25 protein-coding genes are annotated in these 24442 nt (G+C 60.7%); 15 read left to right on the forward strand and 10 right to left on the reverse strand.

Annotated elements, in window-relative coordinates; all coding sequences use genetic code 11:
• Positions 1–2: 2 nt before the first annotated feature.
• The 9 genes from BST28156_RS08195 (at position 3) to BST28156_RS08235 (ending at position 11572) form a co-directional block, all read left to right on the forward strand.
• Positions 3–554 carry a toxin co-regulated pilus biosynthesis Q family protein gene (locus BST28156_RS08195; protein ID WP_012217952.1) on the forward strand — a complete coding sequence of 184 codons (552 nt, stop codon included), beginning with the start codon at positions 3–5 and terminating at the stop codon, positions 552–554.
• A gap of 5 nt (positions 555–559) precedes the next feature.
• The gene (locus BST28156_RS08200) at positions 560–2164 is read left to right on the forward strand and encodes a secretin N-terminal domain-containing protein (protein WP_012217953.1); all 1605 of its coding nucleotides are present in this window, start codon (positions 560–562) and stop codon (positions 2162–2164) included.
• Positions 2165–2168: 4 nt separating this feature from the next.
• A complete protein-coding gene (locus BST28156_RS08205; protein WP_012217954.1) occupies positions 2169–3497 on the forward strand; it encodes a type IV pilus inner membrane component PilO in 1329 nt (442 codons plus the stop codon).
• Positions 3484–4065, forward strand: a complete 582-nt coding sequence (locus BST28156_RS08210) for a hypothetical protein (protein ID WP_012217955.1) — start codon at positions 3484–3486, stop codon at positions 4063–4065. Before BST28156_RS08205 ends, BST28156_RS08210 begins: the two co-directional genes overlap by 14 nt.
• Complete coding sequence (locus tag BST28156_RS08215; RefSeq protein WP_012217956.1) at positions 4062–6374, forward strand: ATPase, T2SS/T4P/T4SS family; 2313 nt, start codon at positions 4062–4064, stop codon at positions 6372–6374. The genes BST28156_RS08210 and BST28156_RS08215 overlap by 4 nt, the downstream gene beginning before the upstream one ends.
• The gene (locus tag BST28156_RS08220) at positions 6371–7504 is read left to right on the forward strand and encodes a type II secretion system F family protein (protein ID WP_012217957.1); all 1134 of its coding nucleotides are present in this window, start codon (positions 6371–6373) and stop codon (positions 7502–7504) included. The genes BST28156_RS08215 and BST28156_RS08220 overlap by 4 nt, the downstream gene beginning before the upstream one ends.
• Positions 7505–7515: 11 nt before the next feature.
• On the forward strand, positions 7516–8109 hold the full coding sequence (locus tag BST28156_RS08225; protein ID WP_012217958.1) for a type 4 pilus major pilin: 594 nt from the start codon (positions 7516–7518) through the stop codon (positions 8107–8109).
• A gap of 9 nt (positions 8110–8118) precedes the next feature.
• Positions 8119–9321 carry a hypothetical protein gene (locus BST28156_RS08230; RefSeq protein ID WP_012217959.1) on the forward strand — a complete coding sequence of 401 codons (1203 nt, stop codon included), beginning with the start codon at positions 8119–8121 and terminating at the stop codon, positions 9319–9321.
• An 890-nt stretch (positions 9322–10211) separates the two neighbouring features.
• Positions 10212–11572, forward strand: a protein-coding gene (locus BST28156_RS08235) for an IS3-like element ISBmu6 family transposase (protein ID WP_088931535.1) whose coding sequence is annotated in 2 segments (ribosomal slippage) — positions 10212–10674 and positions 10674–11572 — 1362 coding nt in all. Because the reading frame shifts where the segments join, the coding sequence is not laid out codon by codon here.
• A gap of 66 nt (positions 11573–11638) precedes the next feature.
• On the opposite strand, the gene BST28156_RS08240 is transcribed toward BST28156_RS08235, so the two are convergent.
• The 6 genes from BST28156_RS08240 to BST28156_RS08265 all read right to left on the reverse strand — a co-directional run bounded on the left by BST28156_RS08240 (position 11639) and on the right by BST28156_RS08265 (position 16858).
• A complete protein-coding gene (locus tag BST28156_RS08240) occupies positions 11639–12661 on the reverse strand; it encodes a CAP domain-containing protein (protein WP_012217962.1) in 1023 nt (340 codons plus the stop codon).
• 224 nt (positions 12662–12885) lie between these two features.
• Entirely contained in the window at positions 12886–13251 is a 366-nt protein-coding gene (locus tag BST28156_RS08245) for a hypothetical protein (RefSeq protein ID WP_012217963.1), read from the reverse strand.
• Between the two features lie 7 nt (positions 13252–13258).
• Positions 13259–13453, reverse strand: coding sequence for a hypothetical protein (locus tag BST28156_RS08250; protein ID WP_012217964.1), 195 nt, complete (start codon positions 13451–13453; stop codon positions 13259–13261).
• Positions 13437–14642: a FlhC family transcriptional regulator gene (locus BST28156_RS08255; protein WP_012217965.1), complete on the reverse strand. Its 1206-nt coding sequence runs from the start codon at positions 14640–14642 to the stop codon at positions 13437–13439. Before BST28156_RS08255 ends, BST28156_RS08250 begins: the two co-directional genes overlap by 17 nt.
• A 52-nt stretch (positions 14643–14694) precedes the next feature.
• Entirely contained in the window at positions 14695–15927 is a 1233-nt protein-coding gene (locus BST28156_RS08260) for a hypothetical protein (RefSeq protein ID WP_012217966.1), read from the reverse strand.
• Positions 15928–16156: 229 nt separating this feature from the next.
• Entirely contained in the window at positions 16157–16858 is a 702-nt protein-coding gene (locus BST28156_RS08265; protein WP_012217967.1) for a nuclease-related domain-containing protein, read from the reverse strand.
• A gap of 422 nt (positions 16859–17280) precedes the next feature.
• Between BST28156_RS08265 and BST28156_RS08270 the strand changes: the two genes are divergently transcribed.
• From BST28156_RS08270 to BST28156_RS08295, 6 genes are all read left to right on the forward strand, one after another.
• Positions 17281–17640 (forward strand): hypothetical protein, encoded by a 360-nt coding sequence (locus BST28156_RS08270; RefSeq protein WP_012217968.1) that lies wholly within the window; start codon positions 17281–17283, stop codon positions 17638–17640.
• A 113-nt stretch (positions 17641–17753) separates the two neighbouring features.
• Positions 17754–18203: a hypothetical protein gene (locus tag BST28156_RS08275; RefSeq protein ID WP_012217969.1), complete on the forward strand. Its 450-nt coding sequence runs from the start codon at positions 17754–17756 to the stop codon at positions 18201–18203.
• Positions 18191–19024: a hypothetical protein gene (locus BST28156_RS08280; RefSeq protein ID WP_012217970.1), complete on the forward strand. Its 834-nt coding sequence runs from the start codon at positions 18191–18193 to the stop codon at positions 19022–19024. Before BST28156_RS08275 ends, BST28156_RS08280 begins: the two co-directional genes overlap by 13 nt.
• Before the next feature lie 11 nt (positions 19025–19035).
• On the forward strand, positions 19036–19590 hold the full coding sequence (locus tag BST28156_RS08285; RefSeq protein WP_012217971.1) for a single-stranded DNA-binding protein: 555 nt from the start codon (positions 19036–19038) through the stop codon (positions 19588–19590).
• 395 nt (positions 19591–19985) lie between these two features.
• Positions 19986–21128: a DUF7146 domain-containing protein gene (locus tag BST28156_RS08290; protein WP_012217972.1), complete on the forward strand. Its 1143-nt coding sequence runs from the start codon at positions 19986–19988 to the stop codon at positions 21126–21128.
• A 116-nt stretch (positions 21129–21244) separates the two neighbouring features.
• Complete coding sequence (locus BST28156_RS08295; RefSeq protein ID WP_232293954.1) at positions 21245–21448, forward strand: hypothetical protein; 204 nt, start codon at positions 21245–21247, stop codon at positions 21446–21448.
• A gap of 45 nt (positions 21449–21493) precedes the next feature.
• Here the strand turns inward: BST28156_RS08295 and BST28156_RS08300 are convergent, their stop codons facing one another.
• From BST28156_RS08300 to BST28156_RS08315, 4 genes are all read right to left on the reverse strand, one after another.
• Positions 21494–21748 carry a hypothetical protein gene (locus tag BST28156_RS08300; RefSeq protein WP_038442103.1) on the reverse strand — a complete coding sequence of 85 codons (255 nt, stop codon included), beginning with the start codon at positions 21746–21748 and terminating at the stop codon, positions 21494–21496.
• A complete protein-coding gene (locus BST28156_RS08305) occupies positions 21745–21900 on the reverse strand; it encodes a hypothetical protein (protein ID WP_012217974.1) in 156 nt (51 codons plus the stop codon). Before BST28156_RS08305 ends, BST28156_RS08300 begins: the two co-directional genes overlap by 4 nt.
• Positions 21901–22017: 117 nt before the next feature.
• Positions 22018–22353, reverse strand: a complete 336-nt coding sequence (locus tag BST28156_RS08310; RefSeq protein WP_012217975.1) for a hypothetical protein — start codon at positions 22351–22353, stop codon at positions 22018–22020.
• Positions 22354–22362: 9 nt separating this feature from the next.
• A complete protein-coding gene (locus BST28156_RS08315; RefSeq protein ID WP_012217976.1) occupies positions 22363–23367 on the reverse strand; it encodes a PRTRC system protein D in 1005 nt (334 codons plus the stop codon).
• Positions 23368–24442: the final 1075 nt, after the last annotated feature.

The following is a 24442-nucleotide window of genomic DNA, read 5'->3' on the forward strand; positions in this document are numbered from 1 at the left end:
CCATGCACAAGATACATTCGAATCAGGCGCGGATTCGCGCACTCGTCGCCGGCGGCTTGGCCGTGTTGCATCTCGCGGCACACGCCGCGGTCGATCCCGTTACGAACTCCATCGACGCCGACGGCTGGCAGGTGCTTGCCTCGGCGCCGAAGGCACAACCGGCAACTGCGGAGAGCCCGAAGCCGAACCAAGCGCTGTTGCCGCCCGCACCGACGAGCGCAACCGCCGCCCCGTCCGCCGACGTCGCTGCCGTCGTCTTGCCGGGCGCGGGCGCGGCAGCCGCGAGCGGCACGCTGACGTTCTCAGTGACGCCGGCCGACGTGAATCTGCGCGACGCGCTCGACCGCTGGCTGCAGCAGCAAGGCTGGCAACTCGCCTGGAAGATCGACGACGACCTGCCGCTGGAGTTCAACGCCTCCTTTACCGGCGATTTCACCTCGGTGCTGCAGCAGGTGATGAAGGCGACGAACCACATGCGCACGCCGACGCGCGCGTGTCGCCACACAAACAATGTCATCCGCGTGATTGCACGCGCGGGCAATTGCCAGGATTGAGAACCATGCGTGTTCACCTTTTGAAATCCGGCGTCGCGATTGCGGCCGCGCTGATGGCCGCAGGCTGCGCCGTGACGCAGCAGGACGTCAACGACAGCTACGATGCCGCACACCGCACGATCTCCGACGCGCTCGGCAAGGGACCCGCTCCGATGGCACTCGTGGAGGACGTGCCCACCGCGTTCCTCGGCGATCGGCTGGTGCCGCTCGCGTACGAGGCGACGCTGCCTGCCGTGTTCCGCGACAAGACTGTCACGCTGCCCGCCAACCTCGGCATCAAGCAGATCGCCACGCTCATTTCGACAGCGACGGGCTATCCCGTGCACCTGAGCCCGGACGTGTTCGTGCCGCGCGACTCGCTGGTGCCTGGCCAAACGGAGTCGAAAGGGCAGATCAACGCCGCGCGAACGGAAGAGCCGGTCTACCGACAGGCGTTTTCCGGCAAGGCCGGCATGTACATGCGGAACATGACGACCGACCTGGGGCTCGACTGGTCATTCGATGGCAGCACGATCAACGTGAATCGGTTCGTCACCCGCATGTATCAGATCGCGGCGATCCCGGGCAAGGTATCGATCAAGTCGACGATGAGCAAGGGGATGGACACGTCGACCGGCAATCAGTCCGGCAACGGCGGTGGCGGCAGCTCCGGCGGCAATACCGGTTCGTTCTCCGCCCAGACGTCGACCGGACGGGAAGGCGACTTCGACCAGATCGCTGCGATCACGGCTGAGATCGAAAAGCTGAAATCGCCGATGGGACGCGTGAGCGTGAATCCGCAAAGCCGGCTGGTGATGGTCTACGACACCAAGGAAGCGGCGGACAACATCGGCAAGCTGCTCAAGCATGAGAACGCGATCTCTACACGTCAGGTGGCGATTACGGTTCGGACGCTTCAAATTGCGTTGAACAAGGGCAGTCAGGCAGGCGTGAATGCCGATGTTGTGTTTAACGCGATGCACGCTGGTCTTGCTCGCTACGCGATCAGCTTCACGTCGCCGACATCGCTCGCGACAGGCGGTGGCGCGGTAGGCGTGTCGGTGCTGCGTCCGGATGCGCCTTTCTCGGGCACGAACGCGGTCGTGAATGCGCTGAATCAGTACGGCCGTACGGTGCAGGACAATACGATGACCAAGATGACCCTCAATGGGTTGCCGGTCTCGGTCGCGTCGTTCAAGAGCGATGACTACCTTCGATCGACAACGCCGTCGTCGGGATCGCTGACGGCCACTTCGGGCGGGGTGCCGGGCCTGACACCGGGCACCATCACGACGGGCGACTTCGTGAACGTGCTGCCGGCGGTCAACGACCATAACCAGATCGTGCTGGCGTACTGGGCCGACAGCTCAAAGCTCAACGGTCCCTTTACGAGCGCGGGTGCCGGGTCAGGTCAGACGCAGCAGCAGATCCAGCTCGCGCATACGGTCGGTACGAAGGATGACCAGACGATCGCATTGTCGGACGGTCAGACCGTGGTGTTGTATGGCGCGATTACCGATCAGGCTGACAGCACGACGAACACCGGTATTGCCGGCCTCACTGGCAGCTGGAACAAGTCGAAGACATTCCAGGTCATCATGCTGAAGGCGACGGTTGTTCCGTCGATGTGACGAGATGATGCACATCACAGAACCCCTGCCGACCGACAAGCGCGCGCGCCTGGTGTTCGGCATCGACTGGCGGGCCTACCCGGTGAAGGGGGGCAGTGCCGAGCGCCGCCGCTATACCGACGCGTTCAATGCGACCCACTTCGTCGAGTTCAAGGTCGGCACCGAGTTGATCGGCGGGTTTGCCGAGCCTGACATGTCGGAGATTAAGGGCGCGCGCCTTTTTTCGGGCGCGGCTCGCGTCGCGCAGCATGAACGGATCAAGAATCGGTCCGCCGCGCTTGTACTGTTGCAGGACGGGCCGCGCGTCTACTTCGTGTTCGTCGTGCGCGGCGCGGTCCGTAGCGATGAGGTGCTGACACTCGAGCAGGCGCAGTCGCGCCGTCTTGAGATCGAGCAAGCGTGCCTGAAGAGCAATCTTTCGCTCGATACGCTCGGTACGGGCGACCGCATCGGTGGCGTTGACGAAGCTTTTCAAGCAAGCGAGCTACTCGCGAACCGGAAGGTCGGGCTTCTCCGCCGGCCGCCCATTTCGTTGCCGACCGCCATTCCGGTACTCGCCATCGTGGTTGGTGCCTTCTTTGGTGTGCCCAAGATCGCGGACATGCTTTCGCCGCCGCCTCCGCCTGCGCGGCCGCCCACTTTCGCCGAGCAGTACGCCGTCGCTGTTCGCGACGTGTTCGCGCGTATGCAGCCGCGAGCGTCGGAGCTAGCGCCGGCGCTGCTTACTGCCGTCGGCGCAAAGGAATCGGTGAGGAAGGGGTGGCTATTTCAGGAGGCGAACTGTCCGTCGTCGGGGTTCTGCACGATGACGTTTCGTCGGAACGGGGGCACTTTTGCCGCGTTCGATGAAGCCGCGACAGCGGATATGCGGCCGCTAAGCTTCGCCCGAGACGGCCGCACGCTGACTTCGCGAGGGCCCGCAGTTCCAAAAGCAGCTCCGCTCATGGAGAGCGAATCCAAAAGCTGGCCTTCTGAGCAAGCCTTCATTGACATGCTACAGACGCCACCGCAGCGCATGTCGGTCCAGCCCCTCGAGCTTCGTGCCTACGGCTATACGGTCAACCTCGGCGAGGCGCGCCCGCTCGTTACGACGCCGGGTGCGGTCGACGGGGCGCAAGTCGGACGCATGCTTAAGCAGGGTGACTGGACGATCGAAGGGTTCCGCTGGCAGTCGCCCCTGCTCGCCAAGCTGCCACCCAACATGGCGCTCGAATCCCTCAAGGTCGAGCTGCGCCTCAATGAGGGCGCACCAGCGAACGCCGACAAGGAAACGGGCGATTCGCCTTATGGCGTCCACTTCACCGCGAAGGGCAAATACTATGTCTTCAATTAAGCATGCACTCATCGCGGCGGGCGTCGGCTTCGCCGTGTCCGCGCACGCCGAACCGGTCGGCGCCAAGCTCTCGATCGACGATATCGATCAGCTGGCCCGCGCAAGCGTCGTCCGAAGCTTGGGGGGAGCCGCGACCGCGCCGGGGATGCTGCCGCCCGGCGCAATGACGCAGCCCCAACCAGGGATAGCAGCGAGCGGCGTCACAGCTGAGGTGCCGCCCAAACCAGTCGAAAAGCCCATTCGCCCGCCGCGCGCGCATGCAGAATCGGTGGCCTTCCTCGGTGCATTCAACGACGAGGCCGGTGCGCACGTCCTGTATTCGTACCGCGACGCGATCTACCCCGCCCGCGTTGGCTCGACGCTGCTCAATGGCTGGAACGTCAAGGGTGTCGACGGGTATGCAGTCACGGTTGCAGAAGGAAAACGGATCTGGAAAGAGCCGATCCGCGGCGTCGCCCCAATCCAGATGTCGCCGGCGACGGCCGCCGTACGATCGCTCGTGGATCTGAACTCGCCTTTGCCTTCAGGCGTACCGCTGCCGGGCATTTCGCTTGGAGGTACGCAATGAGCTTCTTCGCGGAACTCGAAACTCCGGAGCCGGCGAAGCGTGGTTTGCTCGGCAGGCTCAAGGCGTTCACGGCAGGCTTTACGGATAGTGCGTCGTCGGCGATGCCGATCGTTGGACGGGAGCCGACCGACACTGGCGATCCTGCGGTATCGGCTGAACCGAATGGTGGTCGGGAGCCGCGCTTCAAGTCGGCGAGCAAGCCGGTGAATCCGCGGCAAGGCGACCACGGTCAGCCAATGACAATGGGAATGAGGCTGCGACGCGCACAGGAAGAAGCAGAGGACGTCGCGATCATTGGCGAGGCACGCAATGGGGAATGGCCCGCGAAAGCCGAGATCGACGTGGCAGTCGCGCTAGCGCAACAAGAACCAGATGACGGCCGGGCTTCGGCAAAATCCAGCGCGGCGGTCCCAATGGCGGCGGTGGGCGAGAATATCTCGGCGACGCCGGCACATGTTGCCGACGTGCCCGCCGATCCGGCGACCGAATCGCCGCAGGAACGAGCAGGCGTGGCCGAGCCGCCGGCGCCTGCTCAAGCGACGACCACACCGAGCGTTGACGCGGCTTCGCAATGGACCTCAGGCTACGACGTCCCGCCGACCGTACGGCGTATCGGGATGGATGTAACCGAGACCTCGGAGATTGCCATTGAGGGTGGGCGACCGCGTCTGGTCCACGCTGATTCTCTCAGCTTCAAGCGCGTGTTGTGCCAACGGGACGAGCACGCGGCCCTCGCGGTGACCGAGGCGGCCCGCCGCGAATTTATCGCGGTCGAGCTGCAGGCCGGCATTTCGATCGTGGTGGCGACCCAGCGTTTCCACGAAAGCCAACTGTATGCGACCTATCTGAAGGACCTCGCCCGCGCAGACATCTCGGTCCACGAGGAGATGGTCGCGGACGAAGAGGTTATTGCCTCGCTCTACGGCAAGGAGAAACAACGAGCGGCGTCAGTTGTTCCAGAATCATCTCGTGCGATCGGCTTGTTCCGAGACGTGATCGAGGCCGCGCACGCGTACGATGCGAGCGACGTCCACTGGGAGTATCGGGATTTTTCGGACAACGTCGCGCTGCGCCTTCGTGTCGACGGAGAAATGTACTCGTATCGCGAGTTGCCCAAGCCGATGGTCCGAAAAGCTCTGTCGGCGTCGTATCAGGATCTCGTCCAGCGCAACACAAATTCAGGCGAATCATTCCAGATGACTGCGCCGCAGTCCGCGATGATTCCGCTCGTGGCGCACACCGATATCATCAACATCCGCTGGCAAAGCGCACCGCTCGTGGGAGGGTTCGACGTCGCGCTGCGCTTGCTCGACGGCAATTTCAGCCGCGTGCGGGTGCTCATGCCACACGAGATGGGCCTGGAAAAAAGTCAGATCGAGATCCTGGAAAGCCTTGGCAAGGTGACGGGAGGAGCGACGTTCCTTACTGGCGAAACGGGATCCGCGAAGACGACGCTGCTCCGCGCGATGTCGTATCTCGTCCCGAATCGCGATCGCATCAAGCAGTTCGCTGTGAATGAACCCTCCGAGGTGCCCGCGCCCTGGCTGTCGGACATCTCTATCCAACGTCGTACAAACGAGAGCGAAGAGGACGCGAACCGAAAGATCGTCGAAGTGGTCCGCACGCTGATGCGAATGGACCCTGACGATCTCACGATCGGCGAGGTGCGGGATTCGGTGCTGGCCGGTTTGGTTGCCGAGCTCGCATTGACCGGTCACCCCGTTCGCACGACGCTACACGGCAACAGCATCCTCGGTGCGGTGATGCGTTTGGTTGGTGGGCGGTTGAAGTTGCCGATGGACGAGGTGGCGTCGGGTAGCTTCCTGAACGCGGTCGGCAATCAGAAGCTGATTCCGAAGCTCTGCCCACATTGCAAGCGACCTGCGCGCGACGTGCTGTCGGCCACTCAGGTGGCGACGCTCGAGCGCAAGTTCGCGCTCGACACGTCGATGATGGCGTGCCGCGATGAGAATGGCTGTGCGCATTGCCGGCGACCCGGGCTATTCACGCGCGACGGCAAGGTTGCGGCCGGCATCAAAGGGCAGACGTTGGCGATGGAGCTGTACCGGCCGACGCCGGAGTTCCTCGCATGTGTCGCGGCCCGAGACTGGCGTGGTGCGGAGCACGTATGGCGCACGAGCCGAAAGACGGATTTCGCAAACGCGGATATGACGGGAAAGACCGTCTACGAGCATGCGCTTTACAAGGCGTCGCAAGGCCTGATCGATCCGCGGTTCATCGACGAATCGATGTGTGCATTCGAAGCCTATCGCCTATTTCCCGACGCGCATGGGGGTAGCCCGTCGTGATCAAGTCAATCGTCTATACCCTCTTTAGGGTGCTTCCGCTAAAGGAGCGGCTGCGCGTTTCCACATGGCGCTTCAAGGCAATGCGGGAGATGTTCTATCGCGAAACGCGCCTCGACGTCGCGAAGAAGGGCCTGCGTAACAGCGAAACGCTCCTTGAGCGTTTGGACACGCTTGCGGAGCGCCATCGCAAGCGGAAAAACATGTCGTGGTTGGCGTTCCAGAAGATCGCCCAACGCATGCGGGCGGGTGACGATTTCGCGACCGCGATGAAGCCGTTCATCCCGAACGATGAATTTGTGCTCCTTGAGCTCGCAAGCGAATCGCCTCGTGATGACGCGGCGATCCGCGGCCTCGAGCTTGCCGAGATGGCGGCACACGCAAAGGGCGTGCTGTCGGCGACGACTTCGATGCAGATGGCATACCCAGCCTTCCTGATCGTCTACTTGTACGCATTTTGCGTGCTGTTTGGCTCTGAAATTCTCCCGGCGACCCTTGATGTACAGCCGCTCGAGAAATGGTCGGCGTTCGGCAGGTTCGTCTACGCCTTCGACACGTTCTGTGCCGATTACTGGTGGCTCACGAGTTCGGTAGTAGCGGGATTGATTCTGGGCTACTTCCAAACGCTGAAGCGCTGGACGGGGAAATTCAGAAACAAGGTCGATGCCATGCCCCTGATGTGGCGCAATCGGCGCGACCTTCGTGCCGCGTTGCTGATCGTGTCCTTGGCCGGTTTGTTCGACTCGGGGCTGACGCTGCGCGCGGCACTGGACAGATTGATGAAGATGTCTGATCCGTGGATGCGTTGGCATCTGCGCCGGATGAGTACGCGACTGACCGCGAATCCTGACAAGCCAATGCAGGCGCTCGATACGGGAATTTTCTCGGAGACCACTATCGACATCATGACCGACGCGGCTGGACGGGATCAGTTCGTGGAGTCGATCAAGGAGCTTGGTCAGCATTCCCTGTCCCGTGTCGTCGACGCAGTAAAACGGAACGCGAAAATCACTCATTACGTGTTGTTGGGTGGGGCGGTACTGCTTTTTCTTGTGTTTGGCCTCGGGTCTTATTTCGCAACGGGTGCAGTCGCATTCGACGGGGTGTCCACATCCCTCAACCAGAAATTCTAGGAGTAACCTACATGAAGAAGTTCAACCAAATGAACAAGACCAAACGACTGTACGTTGGCAAAGGGCGCCGCAGACAGAAGGGGGAGCTTTCGTTGGTCGAAGCCGCGGGCGTGATGGCGGCGGCTGCACTGATCGCGCTCGTCGTCTACATGGGCCGCGGTTATGTGATGGATCGGATCCACGCGATGCAATTCAAGAGCGAAGCGCAGTACTTCGTGAGTGGCATTCAAGATGCGACAGCGGGCGAGATCGATTTCTCGAGCGTCACCATGCTGTCGCTTACGCAAAACCGCGCGTTCGACACCGCCGGACGTCGTCTGAACAAGTCCACCGGCGCGCTGACGGGCATCTTCGGGGGCGCGGTGACCGCGGCGCCGGCCACCGTGACGGCCACGAACGACGCGATTGCAGTGACGTACCCGATTCCGGCAAAGGTGTGTGCGTTGTCTGCTGACTCGATTTCGCAGGCCTATACGCAGGTCAAGGTGAACAACACCACGATCTCGGGGCCGTCGACGACGTTCGACTCAGGTACGGCCGCCGCGGCGTGCGCCTCTGCAGGCGGAACTGCGAGCGTGATCATGTACGCGACCAAGGGCAACTAAGGAACGACGATGCTCAGCATCATTGAAGCCGTGATTGTGCTGGTTGCCACTGCACTCATGACGTTGCAGGGTATCCAGCACGACGTAGAAACGCGCCGGCGAGACGTGCTGAGCGTCGAAGGGAAGAATCAGGCAGTGATCAACGCCGCGCTGTCGAAATGGGTGACGGACAAGTACGCCTTGTTGGTCGCACAGATGGTCGGCTCGAAAGCGACGGCTGTCACGCCGCCGACATTGGCCGATTTGCGCGCCGGCGGATATCTGAAGGCGGATTACGCGACCGGACCGATCTGGGGCGGCACCTACATGATTCAGATGAGTGTCGGTCCGGACAACTGTTCCACCGGGTCGGGCTCCTGCCAAGTGTCCTACGTCTTCTATTCGTCGCAACCCGTGACTCGACTCGGGAAGCCGGACGTCTCGGGCGCCGGCGTTGTGGCACAGGCGGCCGGCAATGACTTCGGCTTCTCGACCAGCCAGAATCCCGTAACGATCAAGGGCTTGAGCGGAAGATGGCAGGCCGTTAATCCGGTGCCAGGAGCACCTGCGGCCGTCGTTATGGCAACGAACGGCCCGTCGTCTGATGGGAACTCAGTTTTCATCCGGCGTGATGGCTCGCTGAAGTGGACAGGAAGTCAGGACGTCAACGGCGTCGACCTGCATAACGTGGGCAATATCGACGCGACGGGGACGATCGGTGCGCCGACGTTGGCCGCGTCGAACGTAGCGGTCAGCAACGCAGTCCGGAGTCCCGGAACTCTGCTCGTACAGAACGCCGCAGGCACGGCGCCCGCGCCGATCTCGACGGGCGATAGTACCGTGAACGGCCAGCTCCAAGTGACGCAGACCATCACACCAGGCGCGATCGCAACACCGCGCGCTTGGTGTCCGGTAAATGGCGCAATGGCACAAAACAGCGACGGGCGTGGGCAGTTGCTTTCCTGTCAGGACCACGCTTGGTTGCCAATCGGTGGTCCAGCGCTTCGGCAAGGGTACTTCATGGTCCAAAACGGTTGGGGGGTTCCGGCACCAAACTGCGCGACGGGCGGAACACCACAAATCGTGTTTAGTCCCGTGACCTTCTACGTGAATCCGACGGCGACGGTCAATGTCTCGGCATCGGGCAGCGGTCCGTGGACGGTGTTCATTACTGACGGCAACGGAAACGGGATCACTGGTACTGCTGTCGTTGAAACATATTGTTCGTATTGAGGGAGAAGGGAGTGAAACGCTGGATCAAGCGGGTTGTGGCGGTGCTGCAGTCGGTTGCTGTGGGCGCCGCGTTTGCGGACGGATCGTGCCAGTCAGGGTTCACTCTCCGGTCGTATCCGTTCTACGACAAGACAGGGGCATATATTGGTATGCGCCAGGCGTGCGCGCCGATCCCGTGCACGTCCGGCTACCAGGATTCGACGTGTGCGGCGCCGCTACGTAACGGTGCGATTCCACAGCCGCAATGCCAAACAGGCGCGGGCTGGGTCACAGTCTCTAGTGCAGTCTGGCAAGGATCCCGATGGTCCGACCCACAATGCAGCTATTCGGCACAACCGCAGTGTCCGGCTGGCTTCGACACTTCAGTTCCGTCTTCATGGACCGGCTCAGGCTGGACTCAGCCTGAATGCGTTAAATTTACGCCACCCCCGCCAGTGGTAATAGACCCGGACGTCGCTTGTACGGCCGCAGCAAGCAGTCACAAATTGAGCGCGTTTGATATGCAAGTATTCAACAGTATCGAGCAAACGCTTACGAGGGACGCCCCGTTTCAACAGAAGACCCAATGGCGAGACTGGAGCACGCTCCCTGGCGTGAACCCTGATTGGCCGTACGGAATTGCCGGCTACAAGGGTGACAAGGTGTTCACCGGCACCTGGACCGGACCATGGTACAACAAGCAGCTTGCATGCACTCAGCAGAATTCCTGGGCGACCTACTGCTACGTCAACCCATCAAATGGTGCCGTGGATTTCTTGTGGGTCAATACGGCGGGTGCTGGTAATGGTCAATGCAATCACTAGGCAGGGATCACCAATAAAATAAAAAGCGCGGTATTTTGAACTGCACCCCAAAAGTTGGATACCGATCCAACCTTTGGGGTGTTTTTCATGACGAAGTACGACGAGCAATTCAAGCAACGGGTGGTCAGCGCATATTTGCGTGGCGATAGTGGTTTTGACGCACTGGCAGCCCGTCACGGCATCCATTCCGGAATGTTGCAGCGTTGGGTTGCCGCGTATCGCGCGCATGGCCGTGCGGGACTGCAGAGCAAATACAGTAGCTACGATGCACGGTTCAAGCTGCGGGTGTTGCAGCACATGCAGCGCGATGAGCTGTCCCTGCGTGAAGTCTCGGCGCTGTATGACATTCGTGATGCGGGAAGTGTGGCCCGCTGGGCGCGTCTGTATGATGAAGGCGGTATAAACGCTTTGACGCCTCGGCCACGAGGGCGCCCCCGAAAGATGGTCACATCACTTCCACCCAAGCCCACCGAAGCCGGCACACCGGATGAACGCTCGCGCGAGGAATTGCTCAAGGAAAACGAGTATCTGCGTGCGGAGGTGGCATACCTAAAAAAGCTCGATGCGCTGCTGGCCAAGAAGCAGGCAGCGCAAAAGAAAAAACGCAAATAGTGCGCGAGCTCAGACAGCATCATCCGGTGGCAGCGCTTCTGAAGGTGGCCGGTTTGGCGCGCAGCACGTTCTATTACCAGTTGGGGACGCTGAATGCCGACGATCGCCACGCTGATCTGAAGGCAAAGATCCGGACGGTGTTCGAACATCACAAGGGACGCTACGGCTATCGACGCGTGACGGCTGCCATCCGGCAAGCCGGGTATCTCGTCAACCACAAGGCCGTGCAGCGGCTGATGCAGCAATTGCAACTGAAGTCCCTGGTGCGCCCGAAGAAATATCGCTCTTGGCGAGGTGAGATCGGGCAGGCCGCACCCAATCTGCTGCAACGTCAGTTCAGTGCCACGCAGGCCAACCAGAAGTGGGTAACGGACGTGACGGAGTTCAACGTCGGCGGGCAGAAGTTGTATCTATCGCCGGTGATGGATCTATACAACGGCGAGATCGTGGCTTACCAGATGGATCAACGTCCAAGCTTCGAACTGGTCAGCGGCATGCTGAAGAAGGCGCTGGCCAAGCTGCGGCGCAAGGACAAACCGTTATTGCATTCGGATCAAGGCTGGCAATACCGGATGCCGGCGTATCGCCGGGAACTGAAGAAGCGCAAGCTGACCCAGAGCATGTCGCGCAAGGGCAATTGCCTGGACAACGCCGCGATGGAAAGCTTCTTCGGCACGCTCAAGTCTGAGTGCTACAACGGGCATTGTTTCACTTGTGTAGAGCAATTGCGCGACACGCTGGACCACTACATCCACTACTACAACCACGAACGCATCAAGCTCAAATTGAAAGGGCTGAGTCCCGTGCAATACAGAACTCAGCCCTTGGGCGCCTAGTGTTTAACCGTCCAACTTTGCGGGGTCAGTTCAAAAGGGCGCTTTTTTCGTTCGACCGGTGCTCAATCAGCCTGCGGTATTGGCCGTCGCAAAGCTAAAGGTTCGCGAGAATGCTGCGCCGTTTACCGTTCCGTTGATTGTCACACTATAAGTCGTGTTCGGCTGCAGCGGCGAAGTCGGATAGGCGACCGCTTGGTACTTGCCGAGCAACTTGTTCGGGTCCGAGTCGGAGTTGAGGATTTGAACATCGACGGTTCCGGACGGACCGGTGACGGACGCCGACTGCATGTTGATTACGTCGGTGAGGTTGCCCATCACGGTGATCGGTGTGCCCCATCCGGAGGAAGACACATTCGGCGGGGTGGGGACTTCGCCGATGCCTCGGTAGGGGACGCCGGTTACGCCATCGCACGGAAACGTCTTCGGGCCACCCTGAAGCGCTTGCGGCTTGGCCGCGTACATGCTGATCGATTGCCACGACTCAGTAAATGTGTAGGAACCGGAGGTAGTCTGCGTTTCCGATTCGCCGAAACCGACCAAGTCGACAGGGAAAGTCGCTACGACGGCATGATATGCGCCACCCAAAAGGGATCCGACGAATTGCTGGCCCGCCACCGTAGCATTAAAGTTATTCGTGAATACTGCATTCGCTCCGCTCGCGCCGATCCCGATCACTCCACCGGGAAACCCCGCGGCGACTGCTCGATCAATGTAGGTTGCACCGGTGTAGCCAGCATTCCCTGGGACCTCAGTGTCCGTGACGGCATTGTTCTCGCCAATGTATTTTGCATGGTTCTGCGCAGCTTGGTCGAGCACGGTGTTCTGTTTGAGTGCTGGGAAACCGCATTGCGAGCGGTACTGATTCAGAAGAGTCAGTGCTGCGAGCTGCGCACTGCCGGCCGCGTATTGAGGGATCTCGACGGTGCCTGGGACGGTCGCCGACGCGTTGCCCGGGTTGGGCGGATTCGGATTGTTGCCGGTCGACCCCGTGTTCGTGCTGCCGCCGTCCCCCCCACCGCCGCACGCAGCGAGCGCGAGAACGGCTGCAGCCGCGAGCGCGGAAACGGTGGTGGTTGTGATTTTCTGCATCTCTGGTCCTTATGTTGTTGGTGGGTGCGCACCCTGCGAACCCTTAATTTCATCCTACCGACGCGGTGCCGATGTCAAGTTCGCACGACCGGCCGCCCAATTTCTTGAACTGGCTTGAGCGAGCCGAAAAAACGCCAATTCTAAATTACGGACGGATTTTGTCCGACTTAACGGTCATCGCGCAAAAAAATCCCGCCGTGGGGCGGGAATCGAGTTTTGGGTGCTCATCTTGCGCGCCGGCGTTTCCGATGAAATATCCGCAGCCCGACGAAAGCGACACCCAACAGTACCGTCGATTTGTACGGGATTGCGGTAGACACGGCCGGCACGACCTGCGCACCGACATACATGCACGTAAGCGCGACCAGTACTTTCCCGAACCACGGCCTGGAGAGCGCGCCAAGTACTCGCGACGGCTGGCTTCCAATCCAAGTTGCGTAGGCCTCGTTGACCTGCTCCAGCTCGAACGCATCGGCCAACTTCTCACGCTCGGATCTGTAGAACCGCTCGTATCGCTCAAATCGGCCGTCGCCGCGGCCGTCGAGCCAAGCTGCGCTGCTATCGGCAACGAGGTAGGCGAGATCGTCCATAGACTACCTAGTGGACGTAGAGTGCTGCCCAAGGCATAGCCGCTCGGACGTCGACGATGACCTTTCCGTCGGCCTCCGAGTAGTACTGCTCGGTCTCGACGTCGTACCACGCGAATTGCGGACGATAGTCCGCATTGATCACGATCAGGCTTGCCGGCAGATCGGGCAGGGCATTGACCGAACGATCATTGCTGTGCGTCATTGCGCGCCCTCGCTTTGGTGCCTCGCCGCTTGGGACCGAGCTGTCCCGTACATGCCGGGCAGTCGAAGCTATGGTGCATCTCGATCTTCGTCTCGTTGTTGCTGACGAGGTATTCCGTGCGACAGGACCGGCACGGAGCGATGGTGAGGCGATTGTCTGCGGCCATAGCCCGGGTGAGGTTGCAGCCACGGTCGACGGAGATCGCGTGCTGGCCGCCGAAGATCTGCTGATAGACGTCGTTGGTTGCGATCAGGGCTTGCGGTGCGTTGGCGCCGGCGGCGAGCGCTGCGCGGTAGAGCCATGTGAAGATCGTTCCGTGCAGCCGATTCGTCGGGGTCTCGACAAACCAGGAGAGCGAGTTCGGAGTGTTACCACATGGCGAGCTTGTGCCGTGCATCTCGAAAAACCGCTGCCGCATAGCGTTTTGATTCAAGCGAAACAGGCTGGCTGCGGTCGAGGCGCGACAACCGTATGCCATCAAGGCACTGGCGTAGGTCTCGTTCCTGTCACGTGGCAAGCGCAATTCGCTCCAGCCCGCCTTGCCCGGCGCGCTGTTCATCCGGATCGGCGACGTGGCCATGATTTGGTGCGCGACCATCTCGTCGGTCAAGTTGCTCGCGGTGAACTGATACCAGAACGTCGGCGAGTTGAAGCGCCAACGGAACAGCGGTAGACCATTCATTTTCCCGAGCGCAATTCTCAGCTTGTAGGTGGGCACCGAAACGAGATACGAGGCAACTTCGGTCGTAATGCCGAGAAGCGGAGCCGCCAACACGCTGATGTGGATGACGCTCGTGACCAAATCCAGAAACACCCGGTTGTGATGTTCGACCGACATCTTCGCAAGCGCGTCCAGCGGGGGCAGCTTGCGGATCAACCGGTCGACTGCGACGGTCGTCGCCGTATCATCGACGAAGCAGCGCCAGTCTTCCACGGACTCCAAGGTAGGGGCGACCATCAGGAACGGTGCGCGAAGGAGGTTCCGCAACGACGCCTCGTTGTGCTTGACGTGATCAATCTCTTTGCGCTCGACCGCGAGGATGTCGTTGAAGGCGCCATCCATTTCCAAGAGCCATCTCATCTGGTCGACCAAGTCGAAATTGGTCTCACGGATGCGATCGGCCAACCAGTCCGGTACGTACAGTCGTTCAATCGATCGATAGGTCTCTCGCGAGTTCTTCTTTTCCATTTTTTTTTTGTCTCTCTTCAACTACACAGCAAAACTGCGTGGCCTGCTGAAATCAAGCCCGTGCGGCTGCCATCACTTCGCCATGGAACTTGCCGATCAGGTCACCGAATGCCTGAAACAGTGGCTTGAAGCGGCCCGGATTTCCGTCAGCGGTCGCAAGCAACTGGGCGCTGTGATACTCGTGGACGAATGAGCTGAACGTGTCGATCAGCCCGCGGATCTTCTTCTCGAGCACCTCGCTTGCCTCGATCGCGGCGCGATGCTCCTGCGCGCGTGCCTCGAGCTCCGCAAGCTCGGCTTGAGCTTGTTCAAGCTGGGCCTTAACGGCAGTGTGTTCGGCCAGTTTTGCCGCCACGGCATCTTCAAGGGTTGCGTAGGAAGATGGCACGGTCGGTACCTCTACCTCGACCTTGGTCGGGTTCGCTTTCAGTTTCGCGATTTCAGCCGTGAGCTGCTCAACCTCGCGCTCCTTGCCTGCGATTGTGTGTTGCAACGTGCTCACCTGCTTGCCGGCCGAGGCAAGCGAAACCTGAGTTTCCTGCGCTTTGGTTTTCTCCCGAGCTTGCTCCTGACGGACGTTGGCCAGTTCAGCCGAAAGGCGGTCGATTTCCCGTTGGGCGTCGTCGAGTTTGCCGACGGCGGTAGTGAGCTGGGAAGTCGCCTCCTCGATACTGTTGTCCTTTCCTGCGATCTGCTCCTTGAGGGAATTGATCAAAGCGGTAACTTGGCTTTTAGTGAGGGTGGGATCCTCGCGTTTCGCATCGATCACCTTCTCGACAATCTCGTCGCTGATGTTGTTGTGGACCAGCAGTGACATGTCGCTGATCGTCAGCATTTCGACCGCGCCGATATTGTTCGAGAATTTGTTGTAGCACCGGATGTAAAGACTGACCGATGACTTCGATTTCCGAAACAGCTTCGTGAGAAACGAGTAGACAAGCTCTGCGGCCGTATTCCTGACCTGTCGGGTGTCGCCTTGCGTACTGACGTAGTGCCCGATGACGGCGGCGTGGATGTGCGCGAAGTTGCCGCCGATCCGCATATGCTCCTGCAGAATCTTGCGGGTAGAGTGCGCGACCTCTTCGGTCTCGTGGATGATGTTCCGAATCAGGTTCTCAGGCAGGTCGCCGAACATCTCACGTGCGGTCGTGCTGAGTTCGAGCTTGTCTGGAACGTGCGCGAAGGTGGCGGGCAAGTCGACTGCATCGGCTTCCGACGTCGGATGATCCGGAACAGTCGGGTTGAAGCTTTCAACTTGGGATTGCTTCTGCGGCTTCTTGGACAAAATCCTCTCCAGTTTTAAGTGGCCTTCCCTGGCACGGGTTGCGGCTGCTGGTTCGATCGGGGTGTACCCATCGGACGCAAGCGAGACTTGGGGCTGTGCACCAGCTTACGCGGCGCATTTCGGCGTCAAAGGCCGAAAGCTGCACGAAACAATGTGTCTTTCGTGGAACGTGGCTCGCCGATAACCTGAAACTAGACGTTACAGAATGTAATAAAATGTAATCCGGTGGTCATATGTTTACGGATGAATTTCGTGCAACTTTATGACGATGTGCGGATATAGCCGATCCGGTCGGATCGTCGACGCTCAGGCGACGCACGACATCCCACGCAGCCGAGACGTTGATGTTGGGATTTCCGGATTCGGCATGGCGATCTCGTTGGGTCCGCAACCAGTAGCCGAGGTCGCGAAGGTTGACGAGAGCGAGCGGTAGCCCGGCGGATAGGGTGCAGGCGTCGTGAGAAAAGACACCGAGTCCCTGCACGTTCCACGTCGCCGGCAGCGTGCCGCGCAGGAATGCGACCTTCGCGCGATTCTGGCTGATGGGCGAGCGACGTTCCTCCAACCTGCCGCTCGGAAGGTGGCAAACCAGCTGATCGGCAGTCTGGCCGGGGAGGATCGTGCCGGCCCAGTTCTTCGTCTCGATCACGAAAATGCCGAATGGCGTGACGACGAGATGGTCGACCTCCGCCGTCGGGAACTCGGTACCGGGCGCATGAAGTAGCAAGAGCGCAGTGGGGTGGACGTAAAAGTCGCTTCCACAGAGGTGAGCAAGGACGCGGCGCAGCTCCGCATTCACGCGTGCTTCTCCGGCATCGCCCGATGCTTGGCTCCGTGTCACCGGACGTGTGGATCTCTGACCGCGGTGCGAATCGGCGTACTGCTTGTACAACGCCCAGGCGCCGCAGAGAAGGATGATTGTCAAGATCATGTGGATACGCCTCGTTTGTTGAAGTGACGTGTCCAGTTTGCCTCGGATTTTTCGAAGTCAAGTTCCGGTGAAAGCTATACGATTTTCTGGAGCATTTTCGGTTTGGTCCCTCAACCGGTTGCGTCGAGGCTATGTGGCCTAAGCTGTACGGGTTTGGCGAGCATTCAGCGGGACCCTCTCATCCGCACGGCGTACCCTACCTCTATCAAGCGTTCCTGACGCATCGACCCTCCTGAGCCTACCGGCTCCCCCATCTCGCGGCACGCCCGCGATTTCCCTTCACCTGCCCTGAGCGATTTTGTGCGCCGACCTCGTGGTCGCGGACGAAAGCGCTTCGCGCCGTTTTCCTTGCTCGTCCCGAGCATCGAAACCACCGGGCATTGTCCCGATATCCCCTTGTTCAAATTTCTCTGGAGAGAAACATGTTGCAGTCCCTGATCGGCGGCGCGTTTAAATCGCCCGGCAAGTTCCTCGCTTTGTGTTTCGCGGTCTATCTCGCGGCACACTCGATTCTCGTGTCCGTCTTCCTGGCGATCGCAGGTTTCCACTACTTCAAGAACGCTGCGAAGACTGCGCGTCGTGACGCGGAGCGCGACGCTGCGATCCGTCACGATCGCGACGAGAATCCGCAGCATGCGAATCGCGCCCAAGCCACCGCAGCGCGGTCCGACGTGAAGGCATCGACGACTCCGCAACGTCAGTACGCGAAGTCGGCTGTTGTCATTCCCCTGAAGCCGGCGATAAACCCGGCCGTCGAAACTATGAAGACAGGCACGAAGTAAATCGGCCCTTTCCGTCCGTGCGAAGCAATTCGCACGGTCGCCCCTATCTCCCACCGGGAACCACGTTCCCGGTAAGGGGAATGAGGTGCCCGGTCGTTACCCGGAGCACGCTCATGGAACAGCAAGTGGCTGCTTGGCAGCTCGACATCTTCGGCAGCGCGTCGCCGATTCTCGTCACCCGTCCTAAGCCAGACCCATTGCCAGATCCCGAGCTTTGGGAGCCGCACGTACGAGAAAAGCTCGCCGAAGCAGTCGTATTTTTCGCCCTTGACAGCAGACATAGCGACAACGTCCCCGAAGCCCTGATTGACTGCGCCGAGATGCTGCATCAACGGCTGTGCAATCGCCCGGTCGACAAGGGCGACTACTACGCAACGCTCGGCTGGATCATGGAACTTTGGACGGGCGCGATCCCGTACCAGGTCGTCTGTGCTCTTGGCCGGGTGCGTCCGCGCGCCATGCAGGACGCGATTCGAGACATTCCGTTGCTCAACTACGATTTCAACCGACTCAACCGCTGGTGCAGCGGTCAACTGTCGCTGGAGGCGCAATGGGTGGCGTAGCAATGTTTTTCACGCGCATACTCGCGCAGGCATTCCCGGGTGGCGCCCGAGTGTCGACGGCAGATCCGCCGTCGACGTCTCGACAAGCTGAACGAACGGTGGGCACCGGCGCGTCCAACGAGACGTTCGTGACTATCGACGGAATCGCACATCTGTTCGTGGATGAAGGCGACTGCGTCGTCGAATTCGTACCCGCCTTCGACGATGCTCCCGGCGACACGATGTTCGGCACGAAGATTCTGCCGGCGCTGGCGCCACATTGGGCGCTCGCGCACGAGTACTCGGCCTCGCTGAAGGACGCGATCGCAGCTGCGATCCGCCGCGAAAGTGTGCCTGCATCGCCCGCGTTGAATACGGCTTCGGCCCCTGATGCGGCGGACCTATGGACCCTGCAGCCGGCGGACGTGCCGAAAGCGCGATCGCACGATGAAGACGATGGACGTGGCCTGTCACCGACACCGCAATCCAGCCGGACTCAGTATCAGCGTGGTCGCCGCGACGACTCGTCACGTTCGTCCGTGGTGGAAGGCTCGATCACCGGTTGGGGCGAAGAAACCTTCCCGGACCGCCGACCGGGCAAGTCGGGCTCCTATCGTTCGTTCGCGCTTCGCCTCGAGACGCGAGATGGAGAGCAGGTGTTACAGGGCGAAGGCCTGAAGGAAGCGATTAACGAGTGTGGCTGCTGTGTCGGCGATATCGTCTCGGTGAAGCGCCTTCGCAAGATCAAGGTGCCGGCCTTCCGCAAGGAAGATGGCTCACCGATTTACAAAGACGGCCAGCAGGTCATGTGGGACAAGTGGCTATGGTCGATTACCAAATGAAGGAGTTCTAGATGGCATCTGTCAACAAAGTGATCATCGTCGGCAATCTCGGCGCCGATCCGGAAGTGCGATACCTGCCCAGTGGCGACGCAGTCGCCAACGCCCGTGTGGCGACGACCGATCGCTATAAGGACAAGGCGACCGGCGAGTACAAGGAAACCACCGAGTGGCATCGCGTTTCATTCTTCGGTCGGTTGGCTGAGATCGTGAGTGAATACCTGAGGAAGGGCAGCTCGATCTACGTCGAAGGTAAGATCCGCACCCGCAAATGGCAAGGACAGGACGGTCAGGATCGCTACTCGACCGAGATTGTCGCGGACCAGATGCAGATGCTCGGTGGCCGCAACAGCGGCGGCCGCGGGGACAGCGACGGTCACGGCGGTGACGGCGATTTCGAGCAGGGCTCCCGGCGACAGGCTACCGCCCCGGCCGCGCGCCAAGCATCCGGCCAACCGCCCGCAAATACCCGTGCGCAAACGCAGCACTCGGCGCCGCGGCCGGCACAGACGCAGTCGTATGGCGGTGGTGGTGGCTTCGACGAGATGGATGACGATATTCCGTTCTGACTTCCCGTAAGAGCTCACCATCCCGATTTTCACTCCCGTTTTTTCTCACCTTTAGCGTGTGGCGTGCGCCTTGGCGCGCCACACGCCGTCTTTCTTTTCTCCTGCATTTCCCTGTTTCGCTGACGTTGCTGAACCAAGCCGACGCACCGCGCGCGGCTTCGTTGAGCAAGCGTTTCTGCGCCTGTCTCAGGCATCGAAAAACCCGCAGTCCAACTGGAGAAAATCGTGAACGTGAAGTGCTTTCGGCTTTCGTCCAGCTCGAGTATCTCCGTGTCGCGTCGATTCGACGCGACGTTGAAGACTGCGGACGAATGCTTTGGTGATCCATCTGCGCTGGCTATCCGTGTGATGGCGAATGCGCGCGTTTCCGCCGTCGGGCGAAAGGAGGACGAATCATGCGTGAGCTGAAAAAACTGGTTCTCTCGAACCTGGACTGGACGAACATATTTCCGCACTACATCGACACCCGATTTTTGAGTGGAAAGGGGCGGTGGTGGACCTGTCCGCTTTGCGATGGCGAGGAAACCTTCCGGCTGTTTCCGGCCGAGAAGGACCGCAGCGGTGGCTGGCATTGCGCCCGCTGTCTGAAGGGTGGTACGGGCGTGCAGCTGATCCACGAGGTGACGGGCAAGCCCTATCGCGAGATTTACTACGAGCTCGAGACCGGCAACTACAACGGGAGGATCCCCGCCGCGGTGGCGCTCAAGGCGAAACCTGTCCCGGTCCGGCCTGAGAAAAGCGACGAGCAGAAATGTCGCGAGATGCAGGCCGCGTGGGACAGTGCCGCTCCGGTGACGGTCGGCTCGCCGGTCTGGACATACCTGTCTACGCGGATTCCGGGCCTTCGGTCCGAATGGATTGGCCGCGATGTGCGCTGCCACCCGGGCATGGAGTACGTGGACGCATTCGGAAAGAAGCAGGGCAGGTTTCCGGTCATGCTTCTGCGCGCGCGGTCGCAGGCAGGTAAGCCCCGACGGGTCCATCGGACCTTTCTCACGGCCGCTGGCGAGAAGGTTCCTTTTCTCACGAAGAAAGGGAAGTCGCGCGCGAAGTTGGAGATGAGCGCGCCGGCCGGCAGTTTCGGATCGTCGGTTCTGCTCAACACGACGCGTTCTCGCACGCTGGCGGTGGTGGAGGGTGCCGAGACTGGATTCGCGGTTGTTGCGCGCTACGAGAATCGCATCGAGGTCCGCTGCTTGCTGAATTGCGGCGGCCTCGAGCATGCCGATATCAACTGGAACGACTACGACCGCGTGATCATCTACGCTGATCGTGACAAGGTGGACAGCCGGCGCGGTTTCAGGCCGGGCGAACACCATGCGCAGTTGCTCGCGGATCGCATCCGCGGACACGGCAAGCGCGTTTCGATCGTAAAGTCTGTGGTCGACGGCGTCGATTTCTGCGACGTCTGGAAGCTGCAGTACCAGCGGCGAGCGCAACAGCGCGACCGACTGCGGGCCAGGCAACTGGCGCGCGAAGAAGCGCGCAAACGCAACCTGGCGCGCATCCGCGGGAGCGCGATGACTGCAGCATTGTAATTTTGACGCCGGCTTTCGCCGGCACCTTTTTTCTTACCCGGTGGGGATACGTCCCCCCGGGCCGTATTGCGCCGGGCCACATCACGGGGTGAACGATGGGCTCGTTTCGACTTGTATTGGATGAGTTTGAAGTGGTCGAGGTAGCGGCTGCAGCCGTGCCTGAGGGTGCAGCGGACCTTTGCGAGGGGCCGCGCTTCGACGTCATCGATCGGCTGTTGGAGGGCGACGATCGCTATATCCTGCGGGATGAGGCATTTCAGCCGGCGGTCGATTTCTGTATTGCGTGGCTCGACGAAAAGGCGAAGAGCAAAAAGCACTAAAACTGACGACAAGCGGCTTCCTTCGGGAAGCCGCTTTTTTTTTGGTCAATCGCGCGAGACGATCAGGGCCAGCAGAAGCCCGAATTTGACGATCCGCCATGCGCCGCTCGCCCACAAGGTACCGATTCCGCCAACGAGGAGAAACAGAGAGGCGAGGTCGCCTGCGCCATGGTTGTGCATGAAGGCACCGGCGGCAAACGCCGACGAGAACCCAAAGACGAGGAGAATGCGGCGCAAAAAAGACGGAAGGGCCCGGAATCCGACAACCACGGCAGATGCGGTGGTGCTAATAGCGTTCATTGATCCTCCTTGGCGTTGACCATGTAGGTCTGCCACGCTGCGACGCAATATTCAGCGGCGATCGCGGTGGCCGCCATAGCGAGCCAGAAGTAGGGGGAGGCGAGCTTGTGGATCAATTCTCCGTTGCGAATCCAGCCGATGAGTTCCAGCATGTTCTTCTCCGTATTGTTCGGTGTAGGACGCCGAGTGCGTTGTGACACCCGCCTAGTACTGCCATTTTCTCAGGTCCGCGCGAAAAGCAAGTCGCGATCTAGCGCGCTGGCCGCGAATCACATCCACGCCCCAAGCTGGTCGTGCAGGGCCTCATCGAAGGTCGTTCTGTCGTCGCTGCCGTCGCCGACGCTGAGCACCTTAAACTCATCGTTCTCGACCGCGCTGAGGCTGCGAGCCGGCGTGTCCTGTCGGGAGGCGAGCTCAGCAACCCGCCCGGCTGTCGTCGGCGCGGCAACGAAGCGCCCGGTCATTTCGTGACGCAACGCTGATTCCGCCAGCGCTTTAAGCAGGGCCGCGCGCCGGCGCGCTGACGAACACGCGCTCAGCCGCTCGAACAGCAGCGGCGACACGAGCTCGTTGATCGTGATGGTCATCTCGATCTTGTCGCTCATGCCGGCTCCTTAGCGTCGCTCGCGCGCGAGGCTGGACTCGCCGACGAGCAGGAAGCCCCGCACGTTTGCAAGGCACGGTGCGTCGATCACTTCGATTACGACACGAGGAAACGCGCGCCGAATGACCCCTGCGTAGAGCGCGGCGCCGCCGCCGGACAGGATGATCGATCGGACGTTCGCCAGGCGACCAACATTGTTCTGCATCTCCTTCACCACGCCTGAAATCAACGGCTGGGCCATTTCGAGATAGGGCGCGAGGTCGATGTTCGAGCCATAGAAGAAGAACGGCGTTTGCTCCCGCAGGGCCTTGTCGATGCGCTCGATGTCTTCCACTTCATCGCCCTGGTCTCGCGCGATAAGGGCGGCGATTCGCTGGTAGATCTGCGATGCGCCGCCGGGCATGCCACCGCTGCGCTTGTCGTCCATCGTGAATCCGTTCGCATAGACCCAGTCGGTCGTGAAGTAGCCGACGTCGACGACGAGATGCTCCACGTCACGGCCGAACCCGCCCTGGCGGTTGCTCGAGGCGAGGACGAGCGAGCCCAGCGGCTGCGGAATCACCATGACTTTGTCGATCGTGACCCGGCCGGCGCCGAAATTCAGCTCGCCCGTGAAGCGCTCCTTGAGCTCGGCCGAGTACTTCTTCATGTTATGAACGGGCAGACCAAGCACGAGCCGTTCGATGTGGTCGACGCCGGCGAAGTGGATCGCCCCGAACAGCAGGCCGGCGTAGTTTGCCGAGAGTACGTAGTCGTCCGCGAGCGCGCGGCCGGTGTTGCCGTACGCGGCGGTGAGGGAGACATCCGGCCCGACCTCGTATTCGACCTGATCGATGACGATCGTCGCGACTTTGCGCGCGGTAAGGACGCTTTCGCCGTAGCCTGCGATCGAGCGACTGGCTGCGAGCGGTGCCAGCGACGGGAACATGCCGGATACGACCGCGTTGGTTGCTGCGCGGTAAGCGTACTTCGTGTTGCCGTAGCCGACGTCGATAGCGAAGACTGCAGTTTTCAAGGGCGACTCCTTCGGTCGAAAGTTTGAATTGGAAGGTGCAAGCTCGAACCGAAACCCGGCCGGACATAGCCGAGGCGAAAGTCCTAGATGAAGCCGGACATTGAAAACGCGGCTACCGAAGTCGGATGTAAAGTGGGAGATTGCTCGAACGTGTCGTTCAAACCCCCAGACAAAGTCCGAGATTGCGTGATCCAGTCTATCGAGCAGGCCGCAAAGTCAAGTTTCAGAAAGCAGCGCACTTCCCGGCAGCTTTCGCGCGGCCGAACGTGACAAATCGCCCTATTCTTGAGATCACCTACCGCGTCACTGACGCATCGAACCGGAGCGCGGGGCGCGCGTGCGTCTCCCTCTGACCCATCTTGGGCCTCCCACGCAGCGAAATGTCCGGGCCGCACATTGAAGCGGCCTTTTTCTGATGCAAATCAAGTACAGTGGTCCACCTTGAGGACCCCTGGACAGTGCGATATCCATACGATCGGCGGCAGGTTGCCGCAATGGGACGCAATGAGGACATGTGGACACCGGACACCGGACAGTCCATGGCCTCGATTGCGTCTGCTCACGCCCTTTCAGCGAATGAGCTGGGTGCGTTCAGGAAGCCCGATACACCGCGGCCGACATGAACGTGCTTGGGGGCGGGGGAAGTCTTGCGAACCGGAATATCCCGGGTCGCGATTCCCTGATTGGAAGAACGAACGGTAGACGCAGCCGTAACCAAAATGCGCAACAGGAATTGCCCGGCACATAGCCCGGCGCCGGCGACCGGAGAGGTACGCCGACGGCGAGACGCGCGAGCGTCAGGCTGGCAGGGTAGCCACGAAGCTGGACTGGGCGGAGCCTATCCGCGCAGCGCGTTCGCCAAGCGGACGCGAAATGATTGGCGACGATTTGCGCGAAGCGCGGGTCGCGTCGTTCATGGCAGCAGGTTGGACAGTCGGATGGCATGCTCTTCCGATGCAGCCGGCTGATCGGATGGAATCGCTAAAGGACAGGAAGCAGCAGGACCGCGCCGGCGGAAACCGGCGAAGACGATCGCGCAAGTGATTGCAAGCGGGGCAACGGTCGCCACGCCAGG

Source organism: Burkholderia pseudomultivorans, assembly GCF_902499075.1.
Lineage (GTDB): Bacteria > Pseudomonadota > Gammaproteobacteria > Burkholderiales > Burkholderiaceae > Burkholderia > Burkholderia pseudomultivorans.

What these genes read in the sequence shown, in the direction of transcription:
- BST28156_RS08195 (WP_012217952.1), top strand. Translation starts at nt 3, where the DNA reads ATGCACAAGATACATTCGAATCAGGCGCGGATTCGCGCACTCGTCGCC.
- BST28156_RS08200 (WP_012217953.1), top strand. Translation starts at nt 560, where the DNA reads ATGCGTGTTCACCTTTTGAAATCCGGCGTCGCGATTGCGGCCGCGCTG.
- BST28156_RS08205 (WP_012217954.1), top strand. Translation starts at nt 2,169, where the DNA reads ATGATGCACATCACAGAACCCCTGCCGACCGACAAGCGCGCGCGCCTG.
- BST28156_RS08210 (WP_012217955.1), top strand. Translation starts at nt 3,484, where the DNA reads ATGTCTTCAATTAAGCATGCACTCATCGCGGCGGGCGTCGGCTTCGCC.
- BST28156_RS08215 (WP_012217956.1), top strand. Translation starts at nt 4,062, where the DNA reads ATGAGCTTCTTCGCGGAACTCGAAACTCCGGAGCCGGCGAAGCGTGGT.
- BST28156_RS08225 (WP_012217958.1), top strand. Translation starts at nt 7,516, where the DNA reads ATGAAGAAGTTCAACCAAATGAACAAGACCAAACGACTGTACGTTGGC.
- BST28156_RS08230 (WP_012217959.1), top strand. Translation starts at nt 8,119, where the DNA reads ATGCTCAGCATCATTGAAGCCGTGATTGTGCTGGTTGCCACTGCACTC.
- BST28156_RS08240 (WP_012217962.1), bottom strand. Translation starts at nt 12,661, where the DNA reads ATGCAGAAAATCACAACCACCACCGTTTCCGCGCTCGCGGCTGCAGCC.
- BST28156_RS08245 (WP_012217963.1), bottom strand. Translation starts at nt 13,251, where the DNA reads ATGGACGATCTCGCCTACCTCGTTGCCGATAGCAGCGCAGCTTGGCTC.
- BST28156_RS08250 (WP_012217964.1), bottom strand. Translation starts at nt 13,453, where the DNA reads ATGACGCACAGCAATGATCGTTCGGTCAATGCCCTGCCCGATCTGCCG.
- BST28156_RS08255 (WP_012217965.1), bottom strand. Translation starts at nt 14,642, where the DNA reads ATGGAAAAGAAGAACTCGCGAGAGACCTATCGATCGATTGAACGACTG.
- BST28156_RS08265 (WP_012217967.1), bottom strand. Translation starts at nt 16,858, where the DNA reads ATGATCTTGACAATCATCCTTCTCTGCGGCGCCTGGGCGTTGTACAAG.
- BST28156_RS08270 (WP_012217968.1), top strand. Translation starts at nt 17,281, where the DNA reads ATGTTGCAGTCCCTGATCGGCGGCGCGTTTAAATCGCCCGGCAAGTTC.
- BST28156_RS08275 (WP_012217969.1), top strand. Translation starts at nt 17,754, where the DNA reads ATGGAACAGCAAGTGGCTGCTTGGCAGCTCGACATCTTCGGCAGCGCG.
- BST28156_RS08280 (WP_012217970.1), top strand. Translation starts at nt 18,191, where the DNA reads ATGGGTGGCGTAGCAATGTTTTTCACGCGCATACTCGCGCAGGCATTC.
- BST28156_RS08285 (WP_012217971.1), top strand. Translation starts at nt 19,036, where the DNA reads ATGGCATCTGTCAACAAAGTGATCATCGTCGGCAATCTCGGCGCCGAT.
- BST28156_RS08290 (WP_012217972.1), top strand. Translation starts at nt 19,986, where the DNA reads ATGCGTGAGCTGAAAAAACTGGTTCTCTCGAACCTGGACTGGACGAAC.
- BST28156_RS08300 (WP_038442103.1), bottom strand. Translation starts at nt 21,748, where the DNA reads ATGAACGCTATTAGCACCACCGCATCTGCCGTGGTTGTCGGATTCCGG.
- BST28156_RS08305 (WP_012217974.1), bottom strand. Translation starts at nt 21,900, where the DNA reads ATGCTGGAACTCATCGGCTGGATTCGCAACGGAGAATTGATCCACAAG.
- BST28156_RS08310 (WP_012217975.1), bottom strand. Translation starts at nt 22,353, where the DNA reads ATGAGCGACAAGATCGAGATGACCATCACGATCAACGAGCTCGTGTCG.